The 14,919-nt window shown below is 57.7% G+C and carries 10 protein-coding genes; 5 read left to right on the top strand and 5 right to left on the bottom strand.

Going from position 1 to position 14,919, the window contains the following annotated elements; all coding sequences use genetic code 11:
- The first annotated feature begins 7 nt into the window (after positions 1–7).
- The gene (locus ACP90_RS13425; RefSeq protein ID WP_062488635.1) at positions 8–877 is read left to right on the top strand and encodes a hypothetical protein; all 870 of its coding nucleotides are present in this window, start codon (positions 8–10) and stop codon (positions 875–877) included.
- On the opposite strand, the gene ACP90_RS13420 is transcribed toward ACP90_RS13425, so the two are convergent.
- The 3 genes from ACP90_RS13420 to ACP90_RS13410 are packed head-to-tail and all read right to left on the bottom strand — an operon-like array spanning position 878 to position 4,697.
- Positions 878–2,404, bottom strand: coding sequence for a hypothetical protein (locus tag ACP90_RS13420; RefSeq protein WP_062488634.1), 1,527 nt, complete (start codon positions 2,402–2,404; stop codon positions 878–880).
- Positions 2,405–2,422: 18 nt separating this feature from the next.
- A complete protein-coding gene (locus ACP90_RS13415) occupies positions 2,423–3,247 on the bottom strand; it encodes a DUF2182 domain-containing protein (RefSeq protein ID WP_062488633.1) in 825 nt (274 codons plus the stop codon).
- A 1-nt stretch (position 3,248) separates the two neighbouring features.
- A complete protein-coding gene (locus tag ACP90_RS13410) occupies positions 3,249–4,697 on the bottom strand; it encodes a tyrosinase family protein (protein ID WP_062488632.1) in 1,449 nt (482 codons plus the stop codon).
- Positions 4,698–5,473: 776 nt separating this feature from the next.
- Between ACP90_RS13410 and ACP90_RS13405 the strand changes: the two genes are divergently transcribed.
- Genes ACP90_RS13405 through ACP90_RS13395 form a run of 3 tightly spaced genes read left to right on the top strand, consistent with a single transcriptional unit; the run spans position 5,474 to position 10,704 of the window.
- The gene (locus tag ACP90_RS13405) at positions 5,474–7,273 is read left to right on the top strand and encodes a FlgO family outer membrane protein (RefSeq protein ID WP_062488631.1); all 1,800 of its coding nucleotides are present in this window, start codon (positions 5,474–5,476) and stop codon (positions 7,271–7,273) included.
- Between the two features lie 45 nt (positions 7,274–7,318).
- Positions 7,319–8,617, top strand: coding sequence for a phosphatase PAP2 family protein (locus ACP90_RS13400; protein ID WP_062488630.1), 1,299 nt, complete (start codon positions 7,319–7,321; stop codon positions 8,615–8,617).
- Positions 8,618–8,649: 32 nt separating this feature from the next.
- Entirely contained in the window at positions 8,650–10,704 is a 2,055-nt protein-coding gene (locus tag ACP90_RS13395) for a hypothetical protein (RefSeq protein ID WP_062488629.1), read from the top strand.
- A 42-nt stretch (positions 10,705–10,746) separates the two neighbouring features.
- On the opposite strand, the gene ACP90_RS13390 is transcribed toward ACP90_RS13395, so the two are convergent.
- Together ACP90_RS13390 and ACP90_RS13385 are read right to left on the bottom strand one after the other, a co-directional pair.
- Positions 10,747–12,303, bottom strand: a complete 1,557-nt coding sequence (locus tag ACP90_RS13390; RefSeq protein ID WP_022998347.1) for a DHA2 family efflux MFS transporter permease subunit — start codon at positions 12,301–12,303, stop codon at positions 10,747–10,749.
- Between the two features lie 216 nt (positions 12,304–12,519).
- The gene (locus tag ACP90_RS13385) at positions 12,520–13,815 is read right to left on the bottom strand and encodes an HlyD family secretion protein (RefSeq protein ID WP_208993525.1); all 1,296 of its coding nucleotides are present in this window, start codon (positions 13,813–13,815) and stop codon (positions 12,520–12,522) included.
- 443 nt (positions 13,816–14,258) lie between these two features.
- Between ACP90_RS13385 and ACP90_RS13380 the strand changes: the two genes are divergently transcribed.
- Positions 14,259–14,906: a TetR/AcrR family transcriptional regulator gene (locus ACP90_RS13380; RefSeq protein WP_062488627.1), complete on the top strand. Its 648-nt coding sequence runs from the start codon at positions 14,259–14,261 to the stop codon at positions 14,904–14,906.
- Positions 14,907–14,919: the final 13 nt, after the last annotated feature.

Here is a 14,919-nt window from a genome sequence, read left to right as displayed (position 1 = left end):
GCTGCGGTTGCTGCTTCTGACACCGGACAGTCTTCTTGACCCGCATGGCGTCCTCAGACCCTTCGTCTGTGAGGCACTGGATGCGATTGGCCAGATGAGAGGTGAAACAGGAGCTCGGCTTGCCTTTGCGCTGGTTGTTCGCTCGTCGAATGACGCAGCTGCAGTCCTGTCCACCTTGAGAGAGTTACGGCTTCCAGCTGGCCCGTCCCAGGTCATTGAGACGAATAAACCCGGCGTTGACGCAACAATCCTGGGAGAATTGCAGGAACGTTTCTCAGTAAATGATCCCGCATCGGAATGTGTTTTGATCGACGCCGGACCCGGCAGCACGGACGCCGCTCTTCCGCCAGGTTTGCCGAAACTTCTTCTGGAAGAGACTGGCGCCGATGGAATGTCTGGCTGGCCTGCAATGCTATTGAAGATTGCCCGGAAAACCGGAAGAAACGCGGCCGAAAATCTGCAACTGGTGCTACCGGTTCTGGCGGCCGCGGAAGGTGTTGTCGACCTCCTGCAAGTTTCGTTCCGCCCGGAGCGGATCGAAGCAGAAGGTCATTGCCTGATATCCGTGGAAGACAGCGCTCTTGGCGCCCTCTCCGGCCTGTTCCTGAACCTTCCCACGTCGTTTGTCATTGAACAGCCCGACAGCCCTCACCCTGTCGCATTCAAAGAGGTTGCTGAAGACACGATCCAGGAGGCAAAGGCCTACATTCAAAGTCTGCGGGCCAATGGCCAGCTTGAGATGGCACCAGGTGAGACAGGTCAAGCTGAAGCAGGAGAGCTTGAAGGCATGGCGTCGCCACTGCTCGGTCAACCGACGCACTATGTCGAAACTGATGAGACCGGCAGACGCATACTTCGGCGAAGGGGCTTCAACTGATCAAGTGCACAGGAAAGCCCTTGCCGTACCTGGAAGAGCGTGACACCGGCAATTGAAACGCTTTCGAAGCAATCGACGCTCCTTCCCCACGTTACTGACCACATGGCTCACGGCACCGATCGTATCGTCGCCCGCCTGGCTGTGGGCCTCTTCTGAAATCTGACCGGCGGCATGCAGGCTGAAGACAAAGCTTTGCGCCTCGACAGCGGATTGCCGTACCGTCTCCACCTCGCCCAGCAGGGCGGCATTCCCGTTTTGCTCACCGATGAGGACGTCTTCCTCGACGTAGCAATAGACGCCTTCCAGATCGCTGGCGACATCTGCGAGCGAGACTTTCTGGCGCCGCCGAACGGCTGCTACCGACTGGTCGCCAAGCTGAACCCGGCTGCCGTAGAACCGTTGATCCGTATCATCTCCGGTGACTTCAAGCAGGCTGCGGCGAGAGGCCTGTGTCAGCACATCACGAACGGAATGAACGGTTTCCGAAGGCGGCCGGCCAGCCAGAACCACGGTGGGAGATGTCAGTTGTTCGGCATTCAACAGCACATTATGGCTCTCGAACCCGTCCCGGATCGCCTGGGCATTGACCCCGGCATTGCGCATTCCGTCCGCAATCAGCATGGCGTTGCCGACAGCCTGGAAAAATCGAGGTTTAAGTGGCGCCGTACGCGCAGCAGCAACCAGCAACTCTCCCGCCGTCCTTGCCGCCGCCAGCAATCCTTTTTCGCTCTCCACACCGCGCGACTGATAGATGTTCGTCAGCGTGTCGTAAAAACAACCGCTGAAGATCATGCCCAGCGAATGTACTTCGTTGATCAGAACGCCCGGGCCACCTGACACCGGCAAGGAGGCCGGCATCACCCATTGATGTGTGTTGAGAGCGCGCCGCGGGACCGCCGCATTGTGATTTGCGTCGACCAGGACGGCAATACCGTGGGACAGATCCTCTGCAGTGGTCTCGACAAAGTTCTTCTGTCTCAACAGCCCTTGATCCACAAGCACCTGGCGGGTCGCCTCGTCCTGAAGCGCGACGAGAATTGCGATGCAGTCTCCAAAGGCTTCGTGAAAAGCACCCTGCTCCGCCTGAAAAGCACCCCAAAGATCCGGGCGGATTGCATCCAGAAAGGCATGGCCCGCCTCGTGTGCGACAACATCGGTACTTGCCCCTGAGCGGTAACTGTCTCCCCCGGCAGCATCCACCTGAAAAAAGGAGAGCGAAAGCCTGTCGTAAAAGGCATTGAGCTGGGGCTGCCCCGGTGTCTTTTGTTTCAGCCGCAGGGTTTTCCCGTTCTGCCACGTGGTCAGCGTGCTCCCGTCGATCAACTCCCAAAGGTCGATGGCTCTGAGAGCGGCCTCGCGGCATTGCCAGAACAGAAAGCCGTCGCTGTCAGTTGGATATGTGTCTTCCGGGACGGAGCCCAGATAGACATACCGGGCCAGTTCATCTGGTCGCTCAGCATGCGCCTCGATGACGGCTGCAGGCGGGTGTCCGGCTCTCGGGTCATTCGGAATGAAATTGATCGGCATGATTTCCTCCTCTGACCGTCAATGGCGTGTCCGGACTGGCTGGCTTGTTGCAGCAAGCGGCTTGGTGTGGCGCAGACTGTGCCTGTTCGGTCCGCAGCCTCCAGGCAGGAGCGACACCCCCAGGACAGTTTCCAGTGCCGGAGGCAGTCGCCAGACCGGCGTAGCAGGCGGTGCAATCCGGTCGGCGAAAAGATAGAGACCTGTCAGCACCATCACGGCAATGTGGCCGGTCTCCACCTGCAAAGGCACAAGCATCCAGGGCCAGCAGGCAAACACACAGGCCGCCCCGGTTCGAAGACCGAACCAGCAACCATCAGCCTGTGCCTCTTGTCCGAAAGCTGCAATCCGGCTGGTGCCGTGGCACTTGTTTCTGGCCCATTGGGCAAGCGGGGACATGCTCCAAACGACAGCGACACCGAGCGCCAACGACAGGTCGAGCCAGGCACCGGCAAGCGCCAGGACAAACGCCAATGGCACAAGCAACAGGCCGGACAAAATCCAGACGCAGAGATAACCGAGCAGAAAGGCAATACTTGCAGCCACCTTTTGGGATGCATGCACCACTCGTCCGACATAAGACAGGTTGGCAGCGACCAACGGCGTCATCATGGCCACGACCATCAGGATCCAGTCCGCAGCTACCGCTTGCAAGATCTGCGAGAATTGAAGGTTCGATGCGGGCAGGAAAACGGATTGCGCAACATTCAGACGCCCGCAAAGAGCCGCGACGTTCGAAGCAGGTTGCGCGAAACCGAGCAGGAGGTAGCTGCCCGCGCTCAAGGCAACCAGCCAGGGCATTGCGCCCCGACCGGTCTGCACGGCAAAGGCCGCCAGCCGGGACATGTCATCTAACCCTGAGACGGTAGATGCTGATCCGGTCGACGGTAATTTCCGACGAGGTTCCCTCTGGCTGAACGAGACTGACTTCAAGCTCCTGGATTGCAGCACCAGCACGCGCCTGCATGGCCGCAACCTTGTCGGTGATTTCCACGGTTGATGACAGGCCGTTGCCTGCGTGCGAACCGTCGGTTGAACTGGCCTTTCCAAGGCCGAAGAACACCAGAGTCTCGTTGACTTCCGCATCCGGTATGCCTGGCGCAACAACACGAACGGAAAGAACACCGCTTGGAGAGTTTCCCCGGACACCTTCAACGTTGAGATAAAGTCGCTCCGCTGCGGCCGGAGCTGCAGCAGCAAGGGCCGCAGCTGGCGCCGCAGCCAGCTTCACGCGTGCCGTTACCGGACTTGCGGTAACCTGCAGCACCTCGTCGTTTGCCCCGACGAGTGTCGAAGTGCCCCGGCCTGTCGGTGTGGTGGCCATTGCAATCCCCACGGTGGGCGTAATGCCCGTTCCATCGATCAGATTATCATAGACCGGCGCAAGAGCCGCGCCCGGAAGCGTGTCTTCCGGCGTGAAAATGGAAATATTTTGCTGTGCGTCCGGCATCGCAAACTGGCGCGGGAACGGCCCGTTGAGCCAGGGCCGGCTGGTTTCCTGGGAGTTGCCTCCCCCGGTCATCCAGGCCGCCCACAAGCGGTCGATGTTGCAATGGTGAACCCAGAAGATCGGATCGAGACCGGCAAAATCCGGATCGTACATCCAGCCGGTCGGACTGGGCGGTACGTTGCCGCCCACCATGACATGCACGAAATTGTGCGGGTCACTTTCGACCGCACCATAGGCATTGCCCTGCTGGTCGAAGCCGCTGATAGGACCGCCATATCCAAGCGTGCCGGGGATTGATGTATAAACGGTCTGCGTGGTTTGCGCGTCGAGCGAAATGTCGACATTGATCCAGGCCTGCGGACCAACTTTCACGGCAGGGCCACGAAACGCGTTGGCCAACGGGTTCGGCGTGTTATCACCCGGAATGGTGCTGTCCAGAAACTCCTGCGGATAGTCTCGCGACGCTGGATCAGACCCGTTGAGATAATTCCAGTATGGCAATGCCCATGTAGTCGGACCGCCCTGGCTGACAATCCAGTCTGCCAGGATTGCCTCGAACGCATGCAGATAGCCCCTGTGCCAGGGCAGGAAAAACCAACCCGCGTGCTGACACTGGTTGAACATCAATCGTTGCTCGTCGGCGTTTGGCGCCGGCGTGGTCGGTGAAATGATGTTCTGATCAATCCAGCCCTGCGGATTGATGCCGTGGATCGCTGCCAGGTAGAGCCAGCTTGTCCGATCACGCAACTGGCGCGTCCGCAGTTCACCAACGGCTCGCGCATACCAAAGCATCGTGTCGGACCATGGCCCGCCGAGCTTGGCAATGTCTTTTCTTATGCCTGCCATTATTTCCTCCCATTGAAAACTCGAGAGAACGGTCATCTGAATTTTGAAAAGCGAAAATTTACTTGCAGCGCCTGCAAATCAAAAGCGCATCAATCTGTTTTTCTAACAGGCAGCTACGTTAGCATGAAATAACGAAGATGTAACGCCTTAGGTTGACGGAATGCGGAAGCAATACCATTACGTGCATTGAAAGTTGCAATATTCCAAGATCCCCCTCTTCCCGGCGTTGGAAGACGAAATCACTTTGACTGGCTAGATAGCCGGCCCACACGGATCAATGACCTCCGCCGGTACCGGCAGGTGCCGGTTTTGGCCACCCCACGAAAGAGAGCGCGGCGACAAAGGCAAGGACCAAATCTGTCAGGATCAAGAAAACAGCCGAAAATGACAGCCGAAAGGCTTCACGAGTGCAAATTGCACCGAAAGCACCTCGCCCCTCCCTACTTCCCGACGATCGCGTGCAAGTGCGCATCCAAAACAATCTAAATCAAATATTTAAGAAAAACTTCCCTAGCGTAATAAATGTATTTCTTTACATATGACTAGATTTAAGGCAAGCTAGAAGCGACAAAAGGAAATATTTTTTCGAGCTCGCAAGTGGACACAGAGCGTTTTCGCCTGTCCATGGCGAAACTCGCGTTGAAAATGCGTGTGAAAATCTATCTACGTGAAACAATCATTGTTAATTACCTCATTATTTCTGAGAAAAATTGGTGACTAAACTTTGTTATTAGACTGTTTTCAGGTTGAGCGATTTTGTCGCTACGAGGAAATTCATGCAGGCGGCCGCTGAATACCGAAAGCCCGTACGGCTATTCGAAAAATGGGAGAATCGGCAGAAAGTAATACTTTTTGCCGACGTAGTTGGATCTGCGCGGCTGTTTACGACCGCCGACAATGCATCCATAGGAGCTTGGCTCTCCTTTGTCGCCTACCTGAAAGATGACCTTCTGCCGGAACACGATGGCAGGCTCGTGAAGTCCTTGGGCGACGGCATTCTGGCTGAAATCGAGCACGCAACAAGCGCAGTCCGGTTTGCAATGCGTCTCACCGCGGAACTGGCAAAGATCAACGAGCAACTCCCTGCCGTGAACCGGTTGCAGGTACGCATCGGTATCGACACCGGCGACGTGCTCACCACCGGCGATGACGACATTTATGGCAACCACGTCAACATTGCCGCCCGTCTCATGTCGCTTGCCCGCCCCGGAGAGATTGTTGCCTCCGCGGAGGTCAGGGATGCATTGGCAAGCGAACTCGACGCGGAATTCGAGGATCTTGGGGATTGCCACCTCAAGAATGTCGCCGAGACGGTGCGGGCCTTCAGGGTTCATCCCGTGGGAACTCACCCGAGCATTTTCCCGTTACAGCAATTCGAAGACCTGTTCCCCACCGTCGCGGTTATTCCCTTCACGCCACGCAGCAGATCAAGAGACAATTACGTGCTCGGTGAAGTGCTCGCAGAGGAATTGATCGTCGCACTGTCCCGGTCCACGGAACTCAATGTTATTTCCCGCCTTTCGACGACAGGTTTTCGCATGCGGAATATCTCCCTTGCCAAGATCTCGGAGACGCTTCAGGCGGATTTTGTCCTGTCCGGAACCTATAGCGGCGATGCGAACCACGTAATTCTGGACGCAGAACTCGCCGACGCGAAAACCGGCCGCGTGATCTGGTCGGATCGCCTGAGCGAAGAGGTTCCTACCCTCCTTAGCGATTCATCCGTCATGTATCAGTTCGCCAAGGACTGCCATGCGGCAATCTTCCGGAGCGAAGTGCAACAGGCACTGTCCTGCCCGATGCAGACACTCGACGCCTATTCGCTTCTGATGAGCGCGATCGGACTGATCTACAGGCTCTCGCGCCACCATTTCGAATACGCCGCCGAACTTCTTGACGAACTGATTCATCGTTCGTCGCGCCAACCCGCAATGGCCCTGGCATGGAAGGCAAAATGGCACGTTCTGGCGGTTCAACAGGGTTGGACGGATTCACCCGAGCGCGAAAAATCCCTTGCCTTGAGCTGCACGCAAACCGCGCTCGACCACGACCCGACAAATGTCACGGCCCTTGTTTCCGAAGGATTTACCCTCACCAATCTCGCGCACAAGCTCGAAGAAGCTGAACAGCGTTACAACATGGCCCTCGAGTACAATCCGAATTACGCCATGGGTCGCCTGCTGCGCGGCACTCTCTTCGCGTTCAAGGGAGCTGGCGAGGAGGCTGTCAAGGACACGGAACTGGCCCTCCGCCTGTCTCCCATCGATCCCTACAGGTACTTTTTCCTGTCGCTTGCGGCATCCGCTTGCGTTACGGCCGAAAAATATGACCGCGCTCTCGAGTTCGCCAACCAGTCGCTTCGCTCCAACCGCGCGCACACCTCGACGCTGCGTGCCAAGGCTGTCGCGGAAATGCGTCTTGGACACACCGAACTGGCAGCTCAGACCATCAGCGAACTGCGCGAGCGTCAGCCGGATCTGACCGTAAGCCGCTGGCTGAAGAATTCGCCAAGTGCGCAGTTTCAGGTTGGGAAGGACTTCGCCGAAACCCTAAGGCAAGCCGGACTGCCGCCCTGAGAATGGAGTGAAACCGGCCAATCAAAAAGGTAGGGAGAGTTAGTCATGACACCAAGGGAAACAGCATATCCGGCAGGCGGCTTCGGGGGCTTTGGAGGATTTGGGGGCTTCGGCGGCTTCGGGGGATTTGGCGGGTTCGGAGGGTTCGGAGGGTTTGGGGGCTTCGGGGGATTTGGCGGTTTTGGCGGGTTCGGCGGCGCCCCTTCCTTCGATTCACCGCTGATCGTGAACGCGCTGATCACCAATCACGATGGCATTGCCGGAACCTGGCAGCCTGTTACGGCGGCCATCCAGGAGAACTGCCCGGAATACGATGCTTTTCTAGGCCGCCTCTCTCCGGAAGTCCGGCAGAGCATTTACGCACTTGAACTGGCATCGAGGCTCGGCTTCACTTTCAAGTTTGAGGGAACGTGCTCCGGAACGGCTCAGGTATGGCACCTGAACGTGACCAGCAACCCTGACGGGACCGATACGCCACTCGCGGCTTATGCCATGCTCGCCAGGATGTCTCGCCCAACCATGGCGATCTTCAAGAAGCAGCTCGATCTCGTGGCAAATTATGCAGACCTGCGGCAGGATCGTGCGGCTGAAATTATCGCCCAACTCAGCACACCTGTTGAATTTCTGCGGTCAATCGCATTCATCGCACCGGCTCGAACACCATATACGATCGAGCTTTTGGCAACTGCGCAGGGTCTCGCCAACCTGGTGGAGATGCGGATCAAGTATGCCCTGGCCTGCAAGCGTCCGATAGAATTCTCCCCGCAGATCCAGCCGATGATCCTGACGCCCACGCATGGCACCCTGCCGAGCGGTCATTCGACGGAAGCCTTCACGCTGGCCCGGGTCCTTTGGCTCCTCCTGAGGGATGCCGGTGTCGTGCCTTATGACGACACGATCTGGGGCAAGATGTTCATGCGTCAGGCCTCGCGCATTGCAGTAAACCGCACCGTCGCGGGTGTACATTTTCCGGTCGACAGCGAGGCCGGCGCAATTCTCGGACTTACGCTCGGCGCCTATTTCGCGGGTCGGTGCCAGGGTTCCAATGAAATCAAGGGATGGGCTTTCCACGGCGACCAGTATCCTGACAGCCGGGATTTCGACTGGACGCAGCTCTACGATCCGGCAACCCACACGCAGAAGGACCCGGGAGCCTGGGCCGACGAAACCACAACGTCCCTCACCGGTACGACCATTCAATCCAGGCCGCTGGCCTGGCTGTGGAACCGCGCAAAGCAGGAATGGCTGGACCTGAGGGAACCCTGTGCCGGTGGCAGCAGCGGTGGCGGAACACTCGAGGATGGTGGGGATGGTGCCTCGCCTTTGGAAGACGACAGCTCGTGATCGCATAGCAAAGTCGAACCGGAGGTCAAGTCATGTCGGATACCAACGGAACCCTTGATGAATTTTCAATCGATCCGGTCACGAACTGGCGGCTGGCTGTTGCAGCAAAGTTCGGATCCGGAGAAGAAGACACTTGGTGGGACATCCTCGTCGAGCTCGATGACATCTCACTCGATGATCTGATCGCCAGGGCCAAGGATATCGGCGGTGGCAACGGGCTTGAGGACGCAGTCCTCATCCCGAATTTCTACACCGCGCAACAGCGCGCGGCCAAAGAAGCGATCCTGTATCCCTCACTCTACGCAAAAGACATCTTCTTGCAGGAAACGACGAGGAACGCGGGACAACTCGGTATAAAGCGCATCATCCTTGGGACTGTCGTTCCGGTCGGACAGCTCGACACGAGCGCGCAGATTATGTCCGGCAATCTGCCGGAAATATTTGTCGAGGATGGTTCCGTTGTTACCGCTGTCATCGACAACGGCATCGCGTTCGGCCATGAACTTTTCCGGAAAGCCAACCCAAATGCGTCACGCGTTTCCTTTGCCTGGATCATGGACGCCAGACCGCGGACCGGCACCCTCGTCGTCCCGCAGGGGCACGCCCTTGCCAGGAGCGAAATCGACGGGTTGCTTGCCGCGAACACGGCCAGCGGGCTCCTCGATGAGAATCGATTCTACAGTCAGTGCGGATTGATCGACTACAACTGGCCCGGCCTCAAGCCCGCCGCCATGCGAGTGTCCCACGGCACCCATGTGATGGGACTTGCCGCCGGTTACCAACCCGGCACGAAGGACAACACGCGCCCCATCATCTGCGTGCAGCTGCCAACCGATCTCACCATGGATGTCAGCGGAGCGCAGATCCTGCCAGCTCTGGGACGCGCGATCGACTTCATCAAGATACACGCGGAACGCTACCGGCTCGAGACCGATCACGGCAAGCGGATCCCGCTGGTGGTCAATTTCAGTTTCGGGAATTTTGCAGGACCGCACGATGGTACCGGTCTGATCGAAGCGAAGATCGATCACGAGCTTCACTCGACCACCCAGCGTGAAATCCAGGTGGCTCTTCCTGCCGGGAACGGCAATCTGGCGCGCACCCACGCGGAGGTTACCTTTACGGATGAGGATACGGGTAACGTCAGGCCCGCAAGCCTCGACTGGCGCATTCAACCTGACGACCGCAGCGCGAGCTACGTTGAGATCTGGATGCCGCCGAAGGAGAACCCCGACAACCTTGTGAGAGTGCGCGTTACGCCTCCCGTGGGACCGAGGAGTACGCCGGTTTCAACAGTGCCTGGAGAGACTGCGATCCTCCATTCCGGAGACAACGTGGAATTCGGCCGGATCCTCTACACACCTCCCCACGCGCCAACCTGGCGCGGTTGCATTGTCGTCGGCGTTCACCCGACCTTTCATCACGACGTCACGGATGACTTGGCACCTTCGGGTGTCTGGAAAATCGAAATCGAGAATGTTGCCTTGACCGAAACCGATAGGGTTCAGGTCTGGATCCGGCGCGACGAAACCTTGCCCGGGTTCCCGGCATTGGGACGTCAATCCTATTTCGATAATGACGACTATCAGCGTTTCGACAGCTTTGGTGCCCCCTTGCCGATCGATCCGCCCGGATCCGATTGCCTGGTCAAGCGCAGCGGCACCATAAGCGGCTTTGCCTGCGGCGAGTTTCCCGCCGTTCTTGCTGGATATGTCGAAACCCGCAACGATCTGGCCGGCTATTCTGCCGCCGGTCCGGTAACAACCGCATTCAATGCAACCGGTCCGACGAGAAACGGTCCGGATGCAGCCGCGGTCAGCGACGACACACCGGTCTTGCGAGGCATATTGAGTGCCGGATCACGCTGCGGATCGCTGGTGTCTCTCGACGGAACAAGTGTCGCGACACCTCAGGTTGCCCGATGGATGGCCGACAGGCTTGCACAAGGCCAAACCGCAACGAAGGGTGACGTGAGTGCACAGGCCGCATTTGACGATCATCCGCCACCGTCAAGACCGGCCAATACGCGAATTGGCGGCGGCCGGATGCAACGAAGAATTCGTTTCGGACCGGACAGAAAGGCCTGATCGACACGGCAGCGCTCGTCCGGATGATCCACTATCTTGAAATCAATGACCGCCGCCACCGGCAGGTGCCGGTTTCGGTCGCTCCACGAAATAGAGCGCGGCGACAAGAGCGAGGAACAAGCCTGTCAGGATCAGGAAAATATCCGAGAAGGAAAGCAGGAACGCTTCGCGGGTGACGATGCCAGACAACGTCTTCAAGGCCGCTGTTTCCGCATTCTGACCCAGTTCCGAGAACGCATGTGTCATGTTGGTCAATGTCTCATTGACGACGGGACGCGACCAGTTGACCGTTTCGGAAATACGTTCGTAGTGGAAATCCTGCCGATTGGTCAGCAGCGTGTTGATCACCGCAAGTCCGACGGCACCTCCCAGGTTCCGGGTCAGGTTGAACAGGCCAGATGCGTTCTTGATCATCTGCGGCGGCAACATACCAAGGGCGATATTGTTGATCGGCACCATGCACAGCATCAGCGAGCAGCCACGCAGGATCTGCGGAACCAGCAGCTCCCAGAAATCCCAATCGTGCGTAATACCGGTCACCATGTAAGTGCCGATTGCAAAGCCGGAGAAGCCGATTGCCATCATCACACGCGGATCGAGCACGGACATCAGCCGCCCCGCAATCGGGGCTGTAAGGAACATGGCAAGACCGCTCACGAACATGGTCTCGCCAATCTGCAGCGAGGTGTAGTCGCGAACGCCGCTCAGATAGACCGGATAAAGATATGTCAGGCCGTAGAGCCCCACCCCCATAATGAAGCTGAAAAGACTGCCCATGGCGAAGTTCTTGTCGGCAAAGGCTCTCAGATCGACAATGGGTTCTCGCGCCGTGAACGCCCGCCAGAAGAAGATCGCAGCTCCCAGCACAGTGATTGCGGAAAAGAAAACGATCTCGCCGCTCTGGAACCAGTCTTCGCCCGAGCCTTCTTCAAGAACGAATTCCAGAGAACCGAGGAAGATGGCCATGGCCGCGAAGCCATACCAGTCAAAATGATCGAGCAGAGACAGATCCGGCTCGTCGAAATCGATCAGGGTAACAGCGGCAAGCGTAACGAAGATGCCGGGCACCACGTTGATCAGGAACAGCCAGTGCCAGGAGCCGAATTCGGTGAGATAACCGCCGAGCGTCGGACCGATGGTCGGTGCCAGCGTTGCGACAAGACCGATCACCGGAGAGATGACGTTGAATTTCTCACGCGGGAAAATCAGATAAGCCGTCGCGAAAACCGTCGGGATCATGCCGCCACCGAGAAACCCCTGCAAGGCACGGTAGACGATCATTTCCTCGATCGTGGAGGCAGTGGCGCACATCAGGCTCATCACCGTGAAACCGGCCGCTGACAGCGCGAACATCCAGCGCGTCGACAGCATGCGCGAGAGATATCCGGACAACGGGATCATGATGACTTCCGCTATCAGGTAACTTGTCTGCACCCAGGGAATGTCGTCCTGGGAAGCTCCAAGCCCGGCCTGGATTTCCGACAGGGATGCGGACACGATCTGGATATCCAGAATCGCCATGAACATGCCGAACACCATGCAGAGGAAGGTGAACAGCTTGCGTCCGTCGATGGATGCGCTTTGTGCCGTCTCGCTCATGTGACGTAGCCTTGAACCGGCGGTCATTCAGCCGAAAGAGACGGAATGGCCTGTGGCCGATCATTCGATACTGTTGGAACATCCGCGCAGCTGACGCCGTCGGCGGATTGCTCTTCAAAGGGGCGGCATCCGCAAGATGCGGATACCGGGCTTGTGCGGTTGGAGGCCGCGGGGAGGACTTGATTTGATACGGACCCTTGATCCGCACCTGAAGGTCTAGTGGAGCGCCGACAGGGCGACGTTTTCTTTCTGGCCACCGGTCCTGGTGTCGACTTCGACAACCACCGACATGCCAGCTCGCAGATGTCCGCTTGTTATTTCTTCTTCCGGAACCTTGATCTTCACCGGCACGCGCTGAACCACCTTGGTGAAGTTGCCTGTCGCATTTTCGGCCGGCAGAAGGCTGAAGACGGAACCGGTCGCAGGCGCAATGCTTTCCACGGTTCCCTTGATCGGCTGGTCCGGATAAGCGTCGACGGAGATTTCAACCTCTGCCCCGGGCTGGATACCCTCGAGCTGAGTTTCCTTGAAATTCGCATCGATGTGTGTGTCGGCCAGTGGCACGATCGCGGCAATCCGGCTTCCCGGCTGCAGCAGGGAGCCGACCTGGGCTGCCCTGTTGCCGACGATGCCATCGACCGGTGCCCGAATGATGGTGAAGGCGAGGTCGCGCTCGGCTTTCTCAAGAGCTGTCTTGGCAGCAACCACTGCCTGTTCGGCTTCTTTCTTCTGGCCGTTGAGCACATCGATATTGGCTTTGGCCAGCGTCACTGCTGCCTGCGCATTCTCCAGATCCGCCTGCGCGCCTTTCAGTGAGGCATTGGCAGTATCAAGCGTTGCCTGGCTGGCAAACTTGTTGTCCGCCAGTCTTTTCTGACGATCGTAGTTCGCGGAAGCTTCGTCCTTCTGCGCTTTGGCGGAAGCAACAGACGCTTCAGCCTGCAGCACGGATGCCTTGGCAGCCGTAATCTGGGTCGCGATACGATCGACCGTTGCACGGGCACTGTCGATGGAATCCTTTGCGGACTGGACGGCAAGCTTGTAGTCGCCATCGTCGATCTTCAGCAGCACGTCACCGGCTTTCACGCGTTGATTGTCGCCGACAGCGACAGACGCAACATAACCGGACACCTTGGAAAGGATGACGGTGATATCCGCGGTCACATAGGCGTCGTCCGTGCTGGCAATGAATCTGCCTTCGGTCCACCAATGGTACGCCTCATATCCGCCAAAGCCGAGACCGGCGAGCAGAACCAGCGTGAAGACCCGCTTGGCCTTGCCTTTCTTTTTCGGTGGAGGCGCTTCTGCGGTGGTCGTTGCGGTTGTTACCTGTGTCTGAGACGAAACTGCCACCTGCCCGCCTTTGTCATCGCTTGTGTCTTTTGCGGAAGTTGGTGTTGCCTGTCCGCTTTTCGAGGCTACTGAAGTCTCGTTGTCTTGATCCTGGCGGCTCGCAGCCTGCGGCCCACCACCGATTGCGCCGCTTTCATTGCGGCCTTCTCTGAGTGCCACGATGGTATCCTTTGCCCAAAATTCTTGACCGCCCAGGCATTGACTGAACGGTTCGGTCAATGGCATTTATATGTTCATCCCCTTGGCGAACGCAAGGGTTCCGGCGAAATTTTTGCAACGCACAAGCCCCCCCTGTTCAACAACCTGGTTGATCGAGACGGCAACAAGACACTTTGGGAGGGGGACGCGCGACGCATCACCTGTCCGGGAGTCGGATCCTGTCGAAGATATTTTTTAGGGGGCGTTTTGACTTGCAGACACAGCTGGTCTGACCAGGAAAGATTGAATGGTTCGTCCTGTTGGCCGATAGTGTTGAGATTGACCAACAACCTGCCGAACAGTTGACCTTTGCATTTATGGGAATGCTTTTTGCAGCAAAAACCGTGTGTTTGACAGAATACTAGCGATAAACTACTGAAAGACGGCAGAAATTCGAGATTGCGATGACAACCGAAACACAGGAACTACCGGCGACAGCCGAAGATCCGGCTCAGAAGACCGACAACGCCAAGTGCAGGCAGATTCTTGCCGGAGCACGAAAAGTCTTCCGGGCAAAGGGATTCGATGGCGCCAGTATGGAGGTTATCGCTAAGGAAGCCGGCGTTTCCAAAGGCACGCTCTACGTTTACTTCAGCAGCAAGGAAGCGCTGTTCGAGGCGCTGATCCTGCAAGAACGTTTCAGCCAGGCGGAAATCCTGCGGGAAACCCTCGTCAGCAGGGCTGACGTGAAAAGCGATCTGCACCGTATCGGCCGCAGTTATCTGCAGAAAATGGCGAACCCGGAAAAATTGTCGACCCTCCGCATGGTAGTCGGCGCTGCGGAAAAATTCCCTCAGTTCGGCGTTCTGCTCTACGAAGCCGGTCCATGCCAGGGCCGACGCGACCTTGGCGCCTTCATCCAGGAGCGGATCGACCGCGGCGAGCTGAAGGACTGCGATGTCGAACTGGCTGCAGGCCAGTTTTTCGACTTGTGTGTGGCGGGCGTTCTGAGGCGCATGCTGCTCAATGCCGGCCCAAAGCCGAGCGAAGAAGAAATCGAAACCAACGTTGCTGCAGCGGTGAAGGTGTTTCTGGCGGCCTACGCAGCGTGACAGGCCTGCTGCG

Source organism: Labrenzia sp. CP4, from assembly GCF_001579905.1.
In the GTDB taxonomy this organism is placed as follows: domain Bacteria; phylum Pseudomonadota; class Alphaproteobacteria; order Rhizobiales; family Stappiaceae; genus Roseibium; species Roseibium algicola.
Note: the sequence above shows the minus strand (reverse complement) of the source record. Positions and strands in the feature narration are given on the sequence as shown.